The organism is Kordiimonas marina, assembly GCF_023006325.1.
Taxonomy (GTDB): domain Bacteria; phylum Pseudomonadota; class Alphaproteobacteria; order Sphingomonadales; family Kordiimonadaceae; genus Kordiimonas; species Kordiimonas marina.
Genome location: NZ_JAINDF010000002.1, coordinates 122,157 through 138,235 on the forward strand (window position 1 = coordinate 122,157; position 16,079 = coordinate 138,235).

The window sequence follows — 16,079 nt, forward strand, 5'->3', positions numbered from 1 at the left end:
ATGCCGGGTAAGACCGGAAAAGGCAGCAAAAGTAGCGGGGCGGCAAGCCCCGCTGCGTCCTCCCCGCCATCAGACGCTAAAATCCGCCTCGACAAATGGCTGTGGCACGCGCGCTTTTTCAAGACCCGCACGCTGGCCGCCGGGGTGTGCCGCGCGCGCTCAATCCGCCTCAACGGTAGCCATGTCAGTAAGGCAAGCGTGAGCGTCGGCGCGGGCGACGTGCTGACCTTCCCGCAGGGCGACCGCATCCTCACCGTGCGCGTGCTGGCGTGCGGCGAGCGCCGGGGTCCCGCGCCCGAAGCGCAGGCGCTTTATGATGACCTGACGCCGCCGCCCCTGAAGCCGGATGACCCGGAAACGATGAAGACCGCGCCGGTCGCCACGCGTGACCGCGGCGCGGGCCGCCCGACCAAGGCCGAACGCCGCGCGACCGATAAACTGAAGGATTGGGACTGAGAGTCGAACCCGCTTTTCAGCTCTGGTTCCTGCGGAGCATCCGCCGATGGTTCATGGCACGCAGAAGCGCACGGTATTGGCGATAATAGGGCACAGAAACCGTGACAAGTATGGCGGAGATGCAAGCAATTGCGATCGCGCCACGGCCCAACGGTCCCGGCAGGGTATTTTCAATCAATATGCTGATCGTAGTTGGCAGGACCAGAACCGTGACCATTCCGATCAGAGCTGAAGCAATGCCCATGTACAGGACGTACCCTGCCGGCTGGTACTCCGACCTCAGGTGCCATTTCCATAGCTGCACGAAAACAGGCAGGGCGATGCCCGCCGATACCGCCATGGCGGCGACCACCGCGAGAATATGGAGCAGGATATCTGCCACGGGGATGTGCCTCCTTCAGGGTTGTCGGTAAAGCTGCGTTCTTGCCTCAGCCTATATTGGCCGTCCCCCCGCGCCCACGCAAGCCCGCCGCACAGTCCCAACCTTCGTTCACTTAAGAAACTCTTTGCCCGGCTGCGGCATAAAATCCATTGCCCCCACGCGCGCTTTTGGGCATAAAACCTTTCAAACATGCATGTATTTTGCCCACGGAACGTTAAGGGAGACACCCGATGACCTATATCGTCACGGAAGCCTGCATCAAATGCAAATATACCGACTGCGTTGAAGTCTGTCCGGTCGACTGCTTCTACGAAGGCGAGAATATGTTGGTCATCAACCCCAACGAATGCATTGACTGCGGCGTGTGTGAGCCCGAGTGCCCGGCCGAAGCCATCCTGCCGGATACCGAGGACGGCCTGGAGGAATGGCTGGAAATCAACACCAAATATTCCGAAAGCTGGCCGAACATTACCGTCAAGCGCGACCCGCCGGCCGACGCCGACGACTGGAAGGGCAAGGACGGTAAAGCCGACCTCTTCTCCGACAAGCCGGGCCAAGGCGACTAAGATACCGACTAAGTCAGGCGCTTACCGCCCAAGCCGCTTGCGCGCACGGCTACAGCCTGTCCGTGCAGCACGCTTAGGCGTTGAAATACCGTCGAGAATCCGTCTGAACCGGGCCATGTGCCCGGTTTTTTCGTGGGGGCCGGGCGGCACCCCGAACCCGTGAAAAACCGTGAAACAAAGCAATAGAGCCAAAAACGCGCGGTTTATGCTGTAAAAAACACAATTTTTGTGCTATATAATAGCCATTGGCGTGGCCTGTGTGGCACGGGCCATGTGCGTGGGTGGCTGGCACCACCATAAAATCTTACGCGAAAAAAGCTCCCGATGTGTCCTGCGCGGCATAGGGATTTTTTTGGCGCACAAGAAACGCAGGACAGCGTGTTTCCCTGTCCTGACGGGTTTCGTGACGGACCGGGCCGGGAAGCTTGCCCTCAGTCCTCCCCGGCGGCGGAAGCGCCCCTGGGGTTTCGCGCAACCCGATGCCAAGGTCAGGCCCCTCCGGGGGTCCGTTAACAGTTAAGAAGGACAAAAGACCACCATGGCAAAATCGAACAAGCATCCCTATGCCGTTGGCGATTACATCGTATACCCGAAGCATGGCGTCGGCCGGATCACCGAGCTGGAGACGCAGGAAATCGCCGGGCTGGCGCTGGAGCTTTACGTTATCCGGTTTGAAAAAGAACGCATGACCCTGCGTGTCCCGACCAACAAGGCGGAAGTCAGCGGTATGCGCCGCCTGTCGTCCGACGCGACGCTCAAGGAAGCCTTCACGACCCTCAAGGGCAAGGCCAAGATCAAGCGCACGATGTGGAGCCGCCGGGCCCAGGAATATGAAGCCAAGATCAACTCGGGGGACCTGGTCTCCATCGCCGAAGTGGTGCGGGACCTGCACCGCGGCGCCGACCAGCCTGAGCAGTCCTACAGCGAACGCCAGATCTATGAGGCCGCCCTCGGCCGTCTGGCCCGCGAACTCGCCGCGGTCGAGGATATCGACGAAGCCGCCGCGATGGTGAAGCTGGAGAAGGAACTGGCCGCTTAATAAGCCGCGCCATTTTCTGAAGCGATCAAAGAACCCGTCTCACACCGAGGCGGGTTTTTTGTTGGGGGGGGGAGCGGTCACTAACGGCTTTTTTCTTATATTGGATCACGGCCATTGACGCATGAGCGTCACATTCAAGTCGGGCGTTATTATAAGAGAAAGTTGAAGTGATGAAGTTTGAGATATCAGGCTCAATGTTTCCGGTTAATAAACTTAAAAATAGAGCTTCGGAGACAAGTGGGCACATTATCGCTCAGAATTTCATAACAACATTTCCAAGGGATTTCATAATTGGCTTTGCTTCTCGTTTGCCTGCGATACTATTATTAATATCCTCTGACACAGGTATTGGTAGTGAAGAAGGATTTGAGTCGTATATGAAGCTGAGAACGGCAGCTCAAAAAAAGCGGAATACTATTCGTGCCCAGAAGCTGCATCGGCGTGCGCAGGCATACAAACATTGGCGTCGTACGGAGAATATCCGCAAATATATAAATCCAAATTATCGTGAGGGCTCACGATGGCGCTTACGTTATGAGAAATATGAACGGCAGTATTTGGCTTTACCAGCACAGCTGAGTCTTAGTCATAACTATGAAGAGACAGTTTCTTTTTTACATGATTTTAGGAAGTGCATCTTCGAGGATCGCTGTCCCCTTCAATTGGATTTTACAACGTTGAAACATGTCAGCCCTGGGGCGGCTCTTGTGTTAGTTGCGGAAATTGATCGATGGCGGAAACTATTCAAGTTTCGCCCTAAGGCTGTCGACCTTGAAAAATGGGACACAAAAATTCGCCACCTACTTAAACAAATGGGCTTTTTCAATGTATTAAATGTGTCCAACGCCCCGACGGATGAACTTTCAGAGGTTGATGCGGCCCCAGACGGCGTTATTTCGGAGTTCTTAGAATTTACATCTTCAGATAAAGTGGTAGGAGAACTGGCGATCTCCCTTAGGCAGAAGCTGGAAGAGCTCGCGGGAGAGGGTATGCCTGAACGTGGAGGACTATATCGTTCAATCTCTGAGGCTATGACGAACGTTTTAAAGCACGCCTACCCTGACGAAATTAGAAACAGCGTTTCATGCCTACCTGATCGGTGGTGGATGTCTGGGTCATTTCGTAGGGATCAGAGACGCATGACGGTTATGTTCTTTGATCAGGGTGTTGGGATTGCAAAAACGCTTCCACGTAGGTTTGGCTGGGAACAGATCCAAGGCTTCCTAGCGAAGCTAGGGCTTACTCAAGATGACGCGTCGATGATTCGAGCTGCTATGGAAATGGGAAGAAGCCAAACAGGAATGCCGTATCGAGGTAAGGGGTTGCCTGATATCCGTGCCTTGATTGACAAACTTGGAGAGGGACGTTTGCGTATTGTCAGCGGTGCAGGTCACTACCAGTATACTTCAGAAACTGACGTGACCTTGAAAAACCACTCAAAATCATTAGGTGGTACGCTGATACAATGGGACTTTATGATTTAGAAACCAAATGAACCGGAATCAGTATGGACACCGTTATAATTGATGTCGGAAAAGATTTTTCTGTTGCTCCAGCGGGGCGCAATCTTTCGGATGGGCCCAATAGCGGCGAGCGTTTCCGAAAAGACTTTCTTGTGCCAGCTCTGAAAGAAAACAGGCACATCCTCATAAAGCTTGATACTGCCGAAGGCTACGGCTCTTCATTTTTAGAAGAAGCCTTTGGGGGGCTTGTTCGAGAGGAAGGTTTTTCGGCTAAATTATTATCAACGCTTTTAGATTTTGAAACCATAGATGCGAACCTAGTCCCTGAAATTCAACAATATATTCTTGAAGCTCAGTCTAAGTAGCGTGCATCATGACGTTTGATGCTTCGAACATAATTACAATTGTTATAGCCGTACTTGGAATTCCTTGCGCAATTTGGGCTGTTCGTAGGTCGGAACTGACCAAGAGAATTGAAGACGTAATTAATTTGATTGACGCGACGGAGAACCTTGGCGAGGTCTACTGGCAAAAAGAGCATCCGGATCCAGATGCCCTAGCTATGGAAATTAAGCTCAAGAATTGTTTGTCCAGAATTTCGCTAGAGATTGAGCAGCTCGCAAACAACTATTTTTCGTTCAGGCCTAAAGCACAAATTCAATATATTGCTTTCAAACAAGCGATCACTGACGGGACATTTGAGCAGCGTCCTCATGCCCCTAACATTTCCAAATTAGACAGAATATATAATAGCCGCCAGAATCTTGACCAGGCGGTAAGGGACGGTAGGAAGCTGTTATAGCTCCGAGTTGCTCTATTAAGCGGATATTCTTAAACCACTAGCCAGGGCAGCCTTCGGGGCGCCGATTTCTTGTCTTACGCAAAACGTCCCCCCTCACCCCCCACCCCAATCGCTTTTTTTCATCTCTCGGCTTCACAAAATCGTCGCTGCTCTCTTGACAGACTGAACGAGTAATGCCATGCATTAATCAAGGTCATTAAAACGGGAGGGAAGGGATGTCCCGGCTTAATTGGGCTACGGGCGACGACCGTCGTCTCATTCGCTTTGCCATGCGCGCGCCGATGCTGGACCGCGCCGAAGAATCCGAGCTTGCCATCGCCTGGCAGCAGGAGCGTGATGAACACGCGCTCAAAAAACTCACCGAAGCACACCTGCGCCTCGCCGTCGCCGCGGCCAGCCGCTACCGCCATTATGGCCTGCAGACCGCCGACCTCATCCAGGAAGGCTCCGTCGGGCTGATGGAAGCCGCCTTCCGGTTCGAGCCCGAGCGCGATGTCCGCTTCTCCACCTATGCCTCCTGGTGGGTGCGCGCCGCGGTGCAGGATTATGTCCTCCGCAATTGGTCGATCGTCCGCACGGGCACGACCAGCGCGCACAAGGCGCTCTTCTTTAATTTGAAGCGCCTGAAGGCCCGCATGGGCGTGGACCCGGACCGGCCGCTCAGCTTCACCGCCCGCAACCAGATCGCGGATGAAATGGGCGTGCGGCTGTGTGACGTCGAGGCCATGGAAGGCCGCCTGACCGGCGTTGACCGTTCGCTCAATGCGCCGGTGGCCGACGAATCGGCGCAGGAATGGCAGGACCTGCTCATCAGTGACGGCCCGGCGCCCGAACAGGTGTGCATGGAACATCATGACGGTGACAGGAAGGCCCAGCTTCTGGCCGAAGCCATGACCCACCTCACCGAACGCGAAAGCTTCATCATCCGCGAACGCCAGCTGAAGGATGAGGGCGTGACCCTCGCCGTGCTCGGCAACCAGCTCGGCATCTCGAAGGAGCGGGTGCGCCAGCTTGAGGTGCAGGCGCTCGGCAAACTGAAGGATGCGCTGGTGCAGACGGTGGGGGACCCGGTCTCGGCCGGTCTCGCGCACGGTTAAGGGCTAACGCGCTTTAGAATTTGTTCTCTCCAGAACACGGAGGCGGCCCGGGCCTGGGACTATCAGGCGCGGGCCGCTTTTTTGGTCCACGAACCCGCGCAGCTCGACCGTCGCCCCGGTGAGGGTGAGCGGGTCGAGGCCTTGAGCGCGGAAGGTACGCAGGGCACGCACGGGGATTTCCGCGGTGACGTCGCTGCGCCAGGTGGGGCCGAAATTCAGATAGACGGTGTCGCCGACCCGCGTGGCCCCCGTCACTTTGCCGCGGACGATCTGGAACCAGCCGGGCCTCACGTTGCCGGGCTTCGCGGGCACGGCGCGGAAGCTCTTATAGCGCCACAGCCCGAGGCGCTTCGCCCGCGCGGCATCCTCGGCCTTATAAAGCGCGGTGAGCCCGGCGTGACGGCGGGGGCTGGGGAACACCAGCACCGCGCCCATCGCCACCAGCTTTTCCTGCAGCCAGCTGCCGTCCGGCAGGACCACGGCCGCGACCCTTTCGCCCAGCCGGTCCGTCTGTTTGCCCTCGCACGCGAGCGTGAGGGTCTGGCCCTTGATGAGCTTTGCCAGCGCGTCCCGCGCCTCACGGGCATAGGGCCAGCTTTTATAGGCAGCGCCCTTCCCCCACAGCTCCGGCGCCTTGACCATCGCGAGCCGCACGGTGTTGCCGTCCTTCGCGGTGAAACGCGCGCCGTCGAGCACGCGGGTGACCGTCGCCTGCCCGCACGCGCTCAGGTCCTCGGGCAGGGGCGTGGCCCCCGCCGCGAAAGTATGCGCCAGGGTCATGAGCGCCATCAGCGCCGCTTTATGGAATTTCGTCCGCATCCTGTGCCATGCTATTCACGAACAAGACTGTTTGACAAGAAAGGCGACCCCCTGTGGCCCACGGTACCCATGATTATGTCGACGACCCGCGCAACCGCGATATCCTGATCAACATCAGCGGCACGCTTTACCCGCGTGAGGAGGCCAAGGTGTCGGTGTTCGACAGCGGCTATATCCTCGGCGATGGCGTGTGGGAGGGCCTCAGGCTGCATGACGGCGTGCTCGTCTTCCTCGACCGTCACATGAAGCGCTTGTACGAGGGCGCCAAGGCGATCGACATGGATATCGGCCTGACGAAAGCCGAGCTTGTCGCGCGGATTTATGAGACCATCGAGGCCAACGGCATGCATGACGGCGTCCATATCCGGCTGATGGTCACCCGCGGCATCAAGGCGACCCCGTACCAGGACCCGCGCATCACGGTGACGCCGCCGACCATCGTCATCATCCCGGAATATAAGACCCCGAAGGCGAGCGAGACCGAGGCGGGCATGCGGCTCTTCACCGTGCATGTGCGCCGGGGCGCGCCGGACGTGCAGGACCCCAAGCTCAACAGCCATTCCAAGCTCAACTGCATCACCGCCTGCATCCAGGCCGCAAAGGCGGGTGCGGACGAGGCGCTGATGCTGGATCCGCACGGCTTTGTCGCCACCTGCAACTCGACCCACTTTTTCATCGTGCGCGACGGTGAGGTCTGGACCTCGACCGGGAAATACTGCCTCGGCGGCATCACCCGGCAGATGGTGATCGAAGTCGCGCGCGCAGCCGGGATAACGGTGCGGGAGAAGGACTTCAGCCTCACCGATGTCTACGGTGCCGATGAAGCGTTCGTCACCGGCACCTTCGCGGGGCTGGTGCCCGTGAGCGAGGTAGACGGCCGGGTGCTGGGCGAGGACAGCCCCGCGATACCGGGGCCGATGGTCACGCGCCTGCGCACGCTGTACCGTGCGGCGATCGAAGCCGAGGTCGCGAAAGGGCGCGGCCAATGAGTGCGGGAGCCGACGGCGTCACCCGCATCGCCATGTGGTCGGGGCCGCGCAATATCTCGACCGCGATGATGCGCTCGTTCGAAAACCGGCCCGACACGGTGGTGGTCGATGAGCCTTTCTACGCCACTTTCCTCAAGGAGACCGGCATCGACCATCCGGGCCGCGACGCCGTGCTCGCCTCCCAGTCGACCGACTGGCGCACGGTGGCGGATCAGCTCACCGGGCCTGTCCCTGCGGGCAAATCCGTCTTCTACCAGAAGCATATGAGCCACCATATGCTCCCCGGCATGGGGCGCGACTGGATGGCGGGGCTGACCCACGCTTTCCTGATCCGCGAACCCGCGCGCATGCTGGCGAGCTATGTCAAAACCCGCGAGGAAGTCACGCTCGAGGATCTCGGCCTGCCGCAGCTTTCCGATCTATTTGGGTGGGTGTCCGACCGGCTCGGCAGCGCGCCGCCAGTGGTGGACAGCCGCGCCGTGCTTGAGGACCCGGAAGGTCAGCTTTCGGCGCTGTGCGCGGCGCTCGGCATCCCGTTCGACCCGGCGATGCTGTCCTGGCCCGCGGGCAAGCGCGACAGTGACGGCGTGTGGGCGCCCTGGTGGTACGAAAGCGTCGAACGTTCGACCGGTTTCATGGCGCCGCCCGAAGGCCCCGCGCCCACGCTTGATGCCCGGCTGCAAAGAATCGCCGACGCCGCCCAGCCCTATTATGACGACCTGGCGCAATACCGCCTCGGCTGACGCTCCGCAGGGGCGTCAGGGGACGTCCGGCAGGTTCTTTTCCCGCATGTTACAGGGGAAGGTGAGGGTGATGCAGGTGCCTTCGCCCGGCGTGGACTGGATGTCCATGCTGCCGTCGAGGAGCGTCATGAAGCGGTGGACGAGCGGCAGGCCGAGCCCGGTGCCGGCATGGCTGCGGGCATAGTCGCTCTGGATCTGGCCGAACAGGCTCATGGCGATCTCGATATCCTTTCGGCTCATGCCGATGCCGGTGTCCCGGACCGTGATGACATAGCCGTCTTCCGCCGGGTGGCCAGCGATCGTCACCTGTCCGCCGGAGCCGGTGAATTTCACCGCGTTCGACAGGATATTGAGCACCACCTGGCGGATGATGCGGGCGTCGCTTTTGATGCTGCCGTCTTCGCATTCGTTCACGAGGGTCACGTTGCGTTCGATAGCGTTGGAGGCGACGATCTTCAGGCAGGCGGCGACTTCCTCGGCCGGGTTCACGGTTTCGGCATAGATGTCATAGCGCCCGGCCTCCAGCTTGGAGATGTCCAGAATATCGTTGATGATGGTCAGAAGATGCTGGCCGCTATCGCGGATCAGCTTCAGATATTCCTTGTTCTTCTTGCCTTCCACCTTGCCGTAAAGCTCCAGCGAGACCAGCTCGGTAAAGCCGATGATGGCGTTGAGCGGCGTACGGATTTCATGGCTCATGGACGCAAGAAAGGCGGACTTGGCCCGGTCGGCTTGCGCCAGTTGGTCAACCATCTTGCTGGCGCGGCGAAAGAAATAGCCGAGCGACATCACCACCACGAGCAGAAGCGCGAGCGCCGGCACGGCCATATCCCTGACAAGCTGCATCCCTGGCCGGCTCGCCCGCCAGGTGAAACCGCCCAGCGCTGCCCCGAACGGGTCATAGGCGGCGAGCATGGCCTTTCCCTTATCGGTGCCGGGGGCGCTGAATCGCAGGTGTTGAATAGCGTTGTTATCGCCCAGCTCTTTGAGAATGGCTGGGGTCATGTGACCGAGGAACACAATCAGCGGCCGCTTCTCCGGCAAGCTGTTCTTGAAATCGATGGCGCCGGTTTGGGTGAGGCGGCTGGCCCCGAAGGCGAGCAGGTCGCCCTGGACCCGGGCAAGCCCGGACACGGTAGACGGTGTATGGCCGTTCGTCTTGGGCATGATGGCAGGCAGGCGGCTCAGGACCGCATCGACAATCAGGTGCGGGGCGGGCAGGCCTGCATCGAACCGGCTATAGATCACGCTGGCGTCAGGCCGGAGGACAATAACCCCCTGCACCTGTTTGATGCCGTCGACACTTTCACCCAGGGTGGCGTCGATCCAGGCGATATCTTCCTTGAGGAGGATATGTTCAATCGCTACATCCCACCAGGCATTGTCTTCGGCGAGGACGGCAAGCTGTTCGCGGTATGCGGTGATGGTGCGGCCGACCACTTTGCGCTCGGCCGAAAAGGACTCCGCGTCACGGCTTTTGGCGGCGATGAAGCCGAAACCGACGAACGCCACGATGCTGACGGCCACCGCGATAATTACAGGGGTTATAAGTTTGCGGAAATACATCCAATGCCTCAATCCGACCCACCAGCATTCATATGACAGACTAAAGATTAATGTTCGGTAATATTCATGGGTGAAAGTGAGGGAATCGGTTGGAAATGCACTTTTTGCCCCAAAAGAGACGATGCCTGCACCGGGATCACTTGCAGGCATTTGTGCGTTCCCTTATGGATTGAGCCGAAAAAACCGGACGTAGTTTCCGGGGGTGGCGGTGCTTGCAGATTCCAGACCTTTCCCCACCCTTCGAATCGCTCTTAAAAAAATGCCGTGAAAAAAAGCGAGGATATGATGAGATCATTTTATTCAGCAAAGCACGATGGTCGGCTCAGATATCACGATCTGCCGGGGGACGGCATACCGCTGATTTTCTTCCATGGCCTTGGCTGCGCGTCGTCTTGCGACTATCCGGCCGTGGCGGCCGATGAGCGCCTGCGCGGCCGCCGGATACTGCTCGTGGATTTTCTGGGCTCCGGCTTCAGCGACAGGCCGGAAAGCTTCGCCTATACGGTTGACGCCCAGGCCGACCTGATGGCGGTTTTCATCCGGCATCTGGGGGTCGAAAAAATAGACCTGTTCGGCCACAGCATGGGCGGCACGATCGCGATTGAAACCGCGTACCGGCTGGGGGCTATCGTCGACCATCTGATGTTGGGGGAACCCAATCTCGAAGGCGGTGGTGGCACGTTCAGCCGCCAGGTGGCAGGTATGGCCGAAGCAGACTATGTCGCGCACGGCCATGACAATCTGGTGCAGGCCGCGGCTGCCGACGGCAATGATATCTGGGCGAGGTCGATGGCGGTGAGTGCGCCCTATGCCGTCCACCGTGGGGCGGCATCCCTGGTCGCGGGCAGCGACCCGCTTTGGCGCGACAGGCTGTTTGGCCTGACGTCCCGCCGGACCATGATTTTCGGCGAACGATCGCTGCCGGACCCGGACATGCAGCGCATGAAAGACGCGGGCGTCGGCGTTCAGGTCGTGGCGGACGCCGGCCATTCGATGGCGTGGGAAAACCCGGCGGGCCTTGCCGCCGCCATCAAGGCCGCGCTCGGCTAAACCGCACAGACGGTTTAGCCCGCCTCACTCTATCTACGGAGTGGTATCCACTCGCTTTTGCCGTTTGGCCATTTCGCGATAAAGCGCCTCGGGGCTGACGCCGATCTCATCGGCTAGCTGCCTCCACTCCCCTTTCGGGGGCAACTGACCGTACCAGCCCTGCCAGGTATCCAGCCGTGCCGACACCGTTCTCAGCGAGAGTATCTCACTGCGGAGGCGGGCATTCTGCACAGTTCTCGCCAGATGGGCCGTCAGCCCCTCGGCGAAGTCCGGGTCGGCGCGAAAGCGTCCGAGAAGTGCCCGTTTCGGAATATGCGCCACGCTGGCGGCTGTTGTGGCGACCCCGTCACAGTGGTAATGCGCCGAAAACAGCGACGCCTCGGCCAGAATTTCACCCGGGCCCGGTCGTTGCAGGATAAGCGTGCTGCCATCTTCTTGACGGCGGACCAAATTCAGCTGACCGGTCAGCACCACATGCAAGGCGCCTGCAGCCTCCCCCTGACGGAACAGGCATTGGTCAGGGGCCAGGGACAGCTCTCGGTCCTGCATGGAAAGAAGGGAGGGGATAATGTCATGTAACATGATCAATATCATGTCTTGTGACCCGGTCCTGTGGCAAGCTGCAAAAATTATATCAAATGAGGATCTCCCGATGATCAGATATCTTCTTGCCGCCACCCTCCTGTGGGCTTCGGGGGCCGCGAGCGCGCAGCAGCCTGCCTCACACCCTGCAGCCATGATGCACCATGGCGAATCTGGGATGATGGATATGCCGACCTCTGCCGAGCCCAAGGAGACGGGACAGGCGGCGTTCGCGGCCATCCAGGAAATTGTTTCCATCCTTAACGCGGACCCGGATACTGACTGGTCGAAAGTCAACATCGAGGCGCTCAGGCGTCACCTCGTCGACATGAACAATGTGACGCTCTATGCGCAGTCCACAGCGACCCCTATTGCGCATGGGATGCAGTTCACTATCACCGGCCAAGGGGCGGTTCGGGGCTCGGTCCAGCGGATGGTCCTGGCCCATGCAAAAACCATGAACGGGTGGCACGGATGGTCGTTCGCCGCCAAGACGACCCCTGATGGCGCGACCTTGACTGTTACGGTGCCGACTGCGGCAGACCTTGAAAAACTCAGGGGGCTAGGTTTCATCGGTGTCATGGCGAGCGGGATGCACCATCAGCATCATCACCTGATGATCGCCACCGGTATGGCGCCGCATAAATGAACGAACCCACCGGCAGGCGGGCACAAAACGTATCGGGCGGATTGATCACCCCTTGGGGCTATGATACAAGGCACGCGGTTTTCTGGTCTGGCCCCGTAGCTCAGCTGGATAGAGCATCAGATTCCTAATCTGAGGGCCACTGGTTCGAATCCAGTCGGGGTCACCAATGATTTCAAGAGGTTATGTGCCATGATGGCGCTGACCTCTTTTTTCATGTCCGCCCTATGTCCGCAGTTTTGGGTTGGGAGAGCTCTTTAGCTATCCAAGCGGAACATGGCGAGGTTTTTCCTGAAACGGCATTTTGGGAAGGGCCGGAAAAACAAAAAGCCACCGTTATCGGTGGCTTTGTTTTCTCCCCCGGAGGGAGAATGGAGCGGGCGATGAGATTCGAACTCACGACCCTAACCTTGGCAAGGTTATGCTCTACCCCTGAGCTACGCCCGCTCAATCAGCGTATCGCTTGCGGTCAGTACCGCTTGCGTGGCGGGATAATAGCCAACCGCCTTTCCTTTGCAAGGGGTTTTTTTACATTTTTGTATTTTTCGGGTAACTGTATGATAAATAATTAATTTCACGCATTTTGCGTGCCTTATTCCGGTGCCCGAAAGGACCCTTGTTTATGGAATCACCCGCGACCGAAGCCGACCTGATGGCTTTCCTCCAAGACCTTGGAATCGAGACCGAAACTGTGCGCCACGAGCCCGTCTTCACGGTGGAGGAAGCGCAGGAGCACAGGGGCGAGCTTGCGGGCGGTCACTGCAAATGCCTGTTCGTGCGCGACAAGAAAAAACGCCGGGCGCTGATCGTGGTCGATGAAAACCGCCGGGTCGATCTGGCGGGGCTTGCGGAACAGACCGGCCTTGGCCGTCTGTCGTTCGGAAGCGCCGACAGCCTGAAGGCCATGCTCGGCGTGGTGCCCGGCTCGGTCACGCCGTTCGCGCTTGTCAACGCGCGGGTGACGGACGGGGGTGAACCGCCGCTGATGGTCGTGCTCGATGCCGCGATGCTCGGCCACGCGCTGCTTCATTATCACCCGCTTCATAATGCCGCGACCACCGCGATTGCGCCGGATGACCTGTTGCGTTTTATCCGGGCCTGCGGCTATGAACCGCTGATCGTCGATATGGACGCCTGACCCAGCGGCCGCCCGGCTGAGAATCTTCGCAGAGAATCTTCGCTGAGAATCTTAGCGGAGAATCTTCATTGGCAAGAGGGGGCTCCCCGTCCTATGGTCGGGGGGAATCGGGCCCCAAAAGTATAAGAGCATTAAAGACCATGACTGACATGATCGCAGGCGGCGCTGGCGCCACCGAAGACCTGATAAAATCGGCCGACCTCAAAAGCTTTGGCGAGGATGTGATTGTCGCCTCACGCGAGGTGCCGGTCATCGTCGATTTCTGGGCCGACTGGTGCGGGCCGTGCAAGCAGCTGATGCCGGCTTTGGAAGCCGCGGTGAAGGCGGCGGGCGGCAAGGTCCGGCTCGTCAAGGTCAACGCCGATGAAAACCAGGCGCTGTGCGGCCAGCTGCAGGTTCAAAGCCTGCCGACGGTGCTCGCCTTCTGGCAGGGCCAGCCGGTGGACGGCTTCCAGGGCGCTATCCCGCCAAGCCAGCTGAATGTGTTTATTGACCGCCTGACTAAGCTGGCGGGCGAAGGCGGCGCACCCGCCAATGACGATGAGGCGATGATCGCCGAAGCGCTTGCCCACGCCGACGAGCTTCTGGCCGCGGGCGAAGCCATGCAGGCGGTGCAGATTTACCAGCAGATCCTCGGACACGATGACAAAAACGCCGGCGCGCTCGTCGGGCTCGCTGATGCAGCGGTCAAGCTGGGCAAGGCCGATCAGGTTCAGGAAATTCTGAACCAGGTGCCGGAAGACGCCCTCAAGGACGCGAAACTGGCCGACCGCGTGAGCGGCATCAAGACGGTGCTGGAGCTCGCCGAGCAGGCCAAGGGCCTCGCCTCCCCGGTCGAATATGAAGCCATGATCGCCGAGGACCCGCAGAACCATCAGGCGCGCTATGACCTGTCGCTGGCGGAAGCCGCGCGCGGCAACATGGACGGTGCCGCCGATGCGCTTCTCGGCATCATCATGCGGGACCGCGAGTGGCAGGACGATGCCGCGCGCAAGCAGCTTCTGAAGCTGTTCGAAGCCGCCGGGCCCACCGATCCGTTCACGGTCAAATACCGCCGGCGCCTGTCGTCGGTTCTGTTCAGTTGAGGCCGGGGATGACGGAACAAAAACAGCGCACGCTTGTCCTGCCGTCCGTCATCCCGGTTTTTCCGCTGAGCGGCGTTATCCTGCTGCCCGGCTCCAGCCTGCCGCTCAATATTTTCGAACCCCGCTATCTCCAGATGGTGCGCGACGCGGTCGCGGGCCACGGCCTCATCGGCATGATCCAGCCGGAGGAGGCGGACAGCATACGCGAAAACCCAGCCCTCAAGTCGGTCGGTTGTGTCGGTATCCTCGGCCCGGTCAAGGAAACCGGGGATGGCCGCCTTGTGGTCCGGCTGAAGGGTGTGTCGCGCTTCCGTGTAGGCAGCGAGCTTCGGGTCACCACGCCTTACCGGCAGGTGCAGGCGGACTGGTCGCCTTATGAGACCGACCAGACCGACTGGCACCAGGGCGACCACGGCGTGGAGCGTGGGCCGCTTCTCGATGCGCTCAAGCGGTATCTGGACCTGCGTGGGCTGGAGGCCGACTATGACGCCATCGCCTCGGCGCCCGATACGGTGCTTGTGAATACGCTGTCGATGATCGTGCCGTTCGGCCCGGCCGAGAAGCAGGCGCTTTTGGAGGCCCGCACCGTGGGCGAACGCGGCGGCATCCTCACCGGGCTCTTGCTCATGGCGCTCAGTTCCACTATGCACCAGGCACCGGGCGCCCGGCACTGAGGCGCAGCCCATCAGTAAGAAGGATTCGTGACCATGCCGACCGCCAAGCAGCGCAGCAGCACCGACCCCAAGCTTCTCGAAATCCTCGTCTGCCCGGTGACGCGCACGACGCTGGAGTATGACGCGGAAAAGCAGGAGCTGATCAGCCGTGCGGCCGGGCTCGCCTTTCCGATCCGTGACGGTATCCCTATCCTGCTCGCCGACGAAGCCCGCGAGCTGGACGGCTAGCGTCCCTTATCCAGCTTATAGACGAGCGCGAACCCTGCGAGGCAGGCGGCGATGACAAGGACCATGTTGGCCTTGAGGAAGCTGCCCCAGGGCTCGCCGAGGTCGAGATAGCCGACCGCACCGCCCACCGTGATCACGATGATATCGAACAGGATGAAGGCCAGAAGCCGGACGGCGTGCCGCTGTAGCTGCATGAGGCTTGGGCTCAGAGCGTTTCGCGCGTGAGCATGGGCCCCAGCGGGCGGCCACCGAAGATGTGGATATGCAGGTGCGGCACTTCCTGGTGGGCGTTCACACCGGCGTTCGCGAGGATGCGGTAGCCGGGTTCGACCAGTTCCAACTGCTTCGCGACCGTGCCGACCGCGCGGAAGAAGCCGGTGACCAGCTCGGCGGGCGCGTCGGCTGTGAAGTCCGCCATCGAGACATAATCACCCTTCGGGATCACCAGTACATGGATGGGCGCCTGCGGGTTGATGTCATGGAAGGCGAGGGCGAAGTCATCCTCATAGACCTTGTTGCACGGGATCTCGCCCTTCAGGATTTTCGCGAAGATATTATTCTGGTCATAGGCCATGGCGGGCTCCCTTCCGGCAAGGCGCGACAGGCGCCATTTTCTTGATCAGTGTCACCCCGGGACTTGATCCCGGGGTCCATACCCCAGTGGATACAGCGGTATATGGTTCAGGTATCGCATGGATACCGGGGTCAAGCTCCGGTATGACAAGCTAGGGGATATGAGGGGTGCAATCAACGG

21 protein-coding genes and 2 tRNA genes are annotated in these 16,079 nt (G+C 59.6%); 16 read left to right on the plus strand and 7 right to left on the minus strand.

Annotated elements, in window-relative coordinates; genetic code table 11:
* Positions 1 to 456, plus strand: coding sequence for an RNA-binding S4 domain-containing protein (locus K6118_RS03595; RefSeq protein WP_247118851.1), 456 nt, complete (start codon positions 1 to 3; stop codon positions 454 to 456).
* A 16-nt stretch (positions 457 to 472) separates the two neighbouring features.
* Here the strand turns inward: K6118_RS03595 and K6118_RS03600 are convergent, their stop codons facing one another.
* On the minus strand, positions 473 to 838 hold the full coding sequence (locus tag K6118_RS03600) for a hypothetical protein (RefSeq protein ID WP_247118852.1): 366 nt from the start codon (positions 836 to 838) through the stop codon (positions 473 to 475).
* 230 nt (positions 839 to 1,068) lie between these two features.
* Between K6118_RS03600 and fdxA the strand changes: the two genes are divergently transcribed.
* The 6 genes from fdxA to K6118_RS03630 all read left to right on the plus strand — a co-directional run bounded on the left by fdxA (position 1,069) and on the right by K6118_RS03630 (position 5,805).
* The gene (fdxA, locus tag K6118_RS03605) at positions 1,069 to 1,404 is read left to right on the plus strand and encodes a ferredoxin FdxA (RefSeq protein WP_247118853.1); all 336 of its coding nucleotides are present in this window, start codon (positions 1,069 to 1,071) and stop codon (positions 1,402 to 1,404) included.
* A gap of 538 nt (positions 1,405 to 1,942) precedes the next feature.
* Positions 1,943 to 2,443: a CarD family transcriptional regulator gene (locus K6118_RS03610; RefSeq protein WP_247118854.1), complete on the plus strand. Its 501-nt coding sequence runs from the start codon at positions 1,943 to 1,945 to the stop codon at positions 2,441 to 2,443.
* 167 nt (positions 2,444 to 2,610) lie between these two features.
* Positions 2,611 to 3,927 carry an ATP-binding protein gene (locus tag K6118_RS03615; RefSeq protein WP_247118855.1) on the plus strand — a complete coding sequence of 439 codons (1,317 nt, stop codon included), beginning with the start codon at positions 2,611 to 2,613 and terminating at the stop codon, positions 3,925 to 3,927.
* Positions 3,928 to 3,950: 23 nt separating this feature from the next.
* Positions 3,951 to 4,271 (plus strand): STAS-like domain-containing protein, encoded by a 321-nt coding sequence (locus K6118_RS03620; protein ID WP_247118856.1) that lies wholly within the window; start codon positions 3,951 to 3,953, stop codon positions 4,269 to 4,271.
* Positions 4,272 to 4,279: 8 nt separating this feature from the next.
* Positions 4,280 to 4,708, plus strand: a complete 429-nt coding sequence (locus tag K6118_RS03625; RefSeq protein ID WP_247118857.1) for a hypothetical protein — start codon at positions 4,280 to 4,282, stop codon at positions 4,706 to 4,708.
* A 215-nt stretch (positions 4,709 to 4,923) separates the two neighbouring features.
* Positions 4,924 to 5,805 carry an RNA polymerase factor sigma-32 gene (locus K6118_RS03630; RefSeq protein WP_247118858.1) on the plus strand — a complete coding sequence of 294 codons (882 nt, stop codon included), beginning with the start codon at positions 4,924 to 4,926 and terminating at the stop codon, positions 5,803 to 5,805.
* A gap of 3 nt (positions 5,806 to 5,808) precedes the next feature.
* Here the strand turns inward: K6118_RS03630 and K6118_RS03635 are convergent, their stop codons facing one another.
* Complete coding sequence (locus tag K6118_RS03635; protein WP_247118859.1) at positions 5,809 to 6,624, minus strand: thermonuclease family protein; 816 nt, start codon at positions 6,622 to 6,624, stop codon at positions 5,809 to 5,811.
* A 53-nt stretch (positions 6,625 to 6,677) separates the two neighbouring features.
* Between K6118_RS03635 and K6118_RS03640 the strand changes: the two genes are divergently transcribed.
* Positions 6,678 to 7,613, plus strand: a complete 936-nt coding sequence (locus tag K6118_RS03640) for an aminotransferase class IV (protein ID WP_247118860.1) — start codon at positions 6,678 to 6,680, stop codon at positions 7,611 to 7,613.
* Positions 7,610 to 8,356 carry a sulfotransferase-like domain-containing protein gene (locus tag K6118_RS03645; protein ID WP_247118861.1) on the plus strand — a complete coding sequence of 249 codons (747 nt, stop codon included), beginning with the start codon at positions 7,610 to 7,612 and terminating at the stop codon, positions 8,354 to 8,356. The genes K6118_RS03640 and K6118_RS03645 overlap by 4 nt, the downstream gene beginning before the upstream one ends.
* A 15-nt stretch (positions 8,357 to 8,371) precedes the next feature.
* Here the strand turns inward: K6118_RS03645 and K6118_RS03650 are convergent, their stop codons facing one another.
* Positions 8,372 to 9,922, minus strand: coding sequence for a sensor histidine kinase (locus K6118_RS03650; protein ID WP_247118862.1), 1,551 nt, complete (start codon positions 9,920 to 9,922; stop codon positions 8,372 to 8,374).
* Between the two features lie 282 nt (positions 9,923 to 10,204).
* Between K6118_RS03650 and K6118_RS03655 the strand changes: the two genes are divergently transcribed.
* A complete protein-coding gene (locus K6118_RS03655; protein WP_247118863.1) occupies positions 10,205 to 10,972 on the plus strand; it encodes an alpha/beta fold hydrolase in 768 nt (255 codons plus the stop codon).
* A gap of 33 nt (positions 10,973 to 11,005) precedes the next feature.
* Here the strand turns inward: K6118_RS03655 and K6118_RS03660 are convergent, their stop codons facing one another.
* The gene (locus K6118_RS03660) at positions 11,006 to 11,566 is read right to left on the minus strand and encodes a Crp/Fnr family transcriptional regulator (RefSeq protein WP_247118864.1); all 561 of its coding nucleotides are present in this window, start codon (positions 11,564 to 11,566) and stop codon (positions 11,006 to 11,008) included.
* Between the two features lie 58 nt (positions 11,567 to 11,624).
* Here K6118_RS03660 and K6118_RS03665 point away from each other — a divergent pair, with 58 nt between their 5' ends.
* A complete protein-coding gene (locus K6118_RS03665) occupies positions 11,625 to 12,203 on the plus strand; it encodes a hypothetical protein (RefSeq protein WP_247118865.1) in 579 nt (192 codons plus the stop codon).
* A gap of 89 nt (positions 12,204 to 12,292) precedes the next feature.
* A tRNA-Arg gene (locus tag K6118_RS03670) sits at positions 12,293 to 12,369 on the plus strand.
* A gap of 203 nt (positions 12,370 to 12,572) precedes the next feature.
* On the opposite strand, the gene K6118_RS03675 is transcribed toward K6118_RS03670, so the two are convergent.
* A tRNA-Gly gene (locus K6118_RS03675) sits at positions 12,573 to 12,647 on the minus strand.
* Between the two features lie 175 nt (positions 12,648 to 12,822).
* Between K6118_RS03675 and K6118_RS03680 the strand changes: the two genes are divergently transcribed.
* The 4 genes from K6118_RS03680 to K6118_RS03695 all read left to right on the plus strand — a co-directional run bounded on the left by K6118_RS03680 (position 12,823) and on the right by K6118_RS03695 (position 15,325).
* Positions 12,823 to 13,338 (plus strand): prolyl-tRNA synthetase associated domain-containing protein, encoded by a 516-nt coding sequence (locus tag K6118_RS03680; RefSeq protein ID WP_247118866.1) that lies wholly within the window; start codon positions 12,823 to 12,825, stop codon positions 13,336 to 13,338.
* Positions 13,339 to 13,478: 140 nt separating this feature from the next.
* Entirely contained in the window at positions 13,479 to 14,423 is a 945-nt protein-coding gene (locus K6118_RS03685) for a tetratricopeptide repeat protein (protein WP_247118867.1), read from the plus strand.
* An 8-nt stretch (positions 14,424 to 14,431) separates the two neighbouring features.
* The gene (locus K6118_RS03690) at positions 14,432 to 15,097 is read left to right on the plus strand and encodes an LON peptidase substrate-binding domain-containing protein (RefSeq protein ID WP_247118868.1); all 666 of its coding nucleotides are present in this window, start codon (positions 14,432 to 14,434) and stop codon (positions 15,095 to 15,097) included.
* A gap of 33 nt (positions 15,098 to 15,130) precedes the next feature.
* Complete coding sequence (locus K6118_RS03695) at positions 15,131 to 15,325, plus strand: Trm112 family protein (protein ID WP_247119423.1); 195 nt, start codon at positions 15,131 to 15,133, stop codon at positions 15,323 to 15,325.
* Here K6118_RS03695 and K6118_RS03700 read toward each other — a convergent pair.
* Both K6118_RS03700 and K6118_RS03705 read right to left on the minus strand, forming a co-directional pair.
* Positions 15,322 to 15,519: a hypothetical protein gene (locus K6118_RS03700; protein ID WP_247118869.1), complete on the minus strand. Its 198-nt coding sequence runs from the start codon at positions 15,517 to 15,519 to the stop codon at positions 15,322 to 15,324. The two genes, K6118_RS03695 and K6118_RS03700, sit on opposite strands and share 4 nt — an antisense overlap.
* Positions 15,520 to 15,530: 11 nt before the next feature.
* Positions 15,531 to 15,899, minus strand: coding sequence for a histidine triad nucleotide-binding protein (locus K6118_RS03705; protein ID WP_247118870.1), 369 nt, complete (start codon positions 15,897 to 15,899; stop codon positions 15,531 to 15,533).
* Between the last annotated feature and the right edge of the window lie 180 nt (positions 15,900 to 16,079).

Coding starts and splice junctions, on each gene's coding strand:
- K6118_RS03660 (WP_247118864.1), bottom strand. CDS start 11,566: ATGATATTGATCATGTTACATGACATTATCCCCTCCCTTCTTTCCATG.
- K6118_RS03620 (WP_247118856.1), top strand. CDS start 3,951: ATGGACACCGTTATAATTGATGTCGGAAAAGATTTTTCTGTTGCTCCA.
- K6118_RS03685 (WP_247118867.1), top strand. CDS start 13,479: ATGACTGACATGATCGCAGGCGGCGCTGGCGCCACCGAAGACCTGATA.
- K6118_RS03690 (WP_247118868.1), top strand. CDS start 14,432: ATGACGGAACAAAAACAGCGCACGCTTGTCCTGCCGTCCGTCATCCCG.
- K6118_RS03650 (WP_247118862.1), bottom strand. CDS start 9,922: ATGTATTTCCGCAAACTTATAACCCCTGTAATTATCGCGGTGGCCGTC.
- K6118_RS03705 (WP_247118870.1), bottom strand. CDS start 15,899: ATGGCCTATGACCAGAATAATATCTTCGCGAAAATCCTGAAGGGCGAG.
- K6118_RS03645 (WP_247118861.1), top strand. CDS start 7,610: ATGAGTGCGGGAGCCGACGGCGTCACCCGCATCGCCATGTGGTCGGGG.
- K6118_RS03635 (WP_247118859.1), bottom strand. CDS start 6,624: ATGCGGACGAAATTCCATAAAGCGGCGCTGATGGCGCTCATGACCCTG.
- K6118_RS03610 (WP_247118854.1), top strand. CDS start 1,943: ATGGCAAAATCGAACAAGCATCCCTATGCCGTTGGCGATTACATCGTA.
- fdxA (WP_247118853.1), top strand. CDS start 1,069: ATGACCTATATCGTCACGGAAGCCTGCATCAAATGCAAATATACCGAC.
- K6118_RS03700 (WP_247118869.1), bottom strand. CDS start 15,519: ATGCAGCTACAGCGGCACGCCGTCCGGCTTCTGGCCTTCATCCTGTTC.
- K6118_RS03655 (WP_247118863.1), top strand. CDS start 10,205: ATGATGAGATCATTTTATTCAGCAAAGCACGATGGTCGGCTCAGATAT.
- K6118_RS03680 (WP_247118866.1), top strand. CDS start 12,823: ATGGAATCACCCGCGACCGAAGCCGACCTGATGGCTTTCCTCCAAGAC.
- K6118_RS03625 (WP_247118857.1), top strand. CDS start 4,280: ATGACGTTTGATGCTTCGAACATAATTACAATTGTTATAGCCGTACTT.
- K6118_RS03665 (WP_247118865.1), top strand. CDS start 11,625: ATGATCAGATATCTTCTTGCCGCCACCCTCCTGTGGGCTTCGGGGGCC.
- K6118_RS03695 (WP_247119423.1), top strand. CDS start 15,131: ATGCCGACCGCCAAGCAGCGCAGCAGCACCGACCCCAAGCTTCTCGAA.
- K6118_RS03595 (WP_247118851.1), top strand. CDS start 1: ATGCCGGGTAAGACCGGAAAAGGCAGCAAAAGTAGCGGGGCGGCAAGC.
- K6118_RS03630 (WP_247118858.1), top strand. CDS start 4,924: ATGTCCCGGCTTAATTGGGCTACGGGCGACGACCGTCGTCTCATTCGC.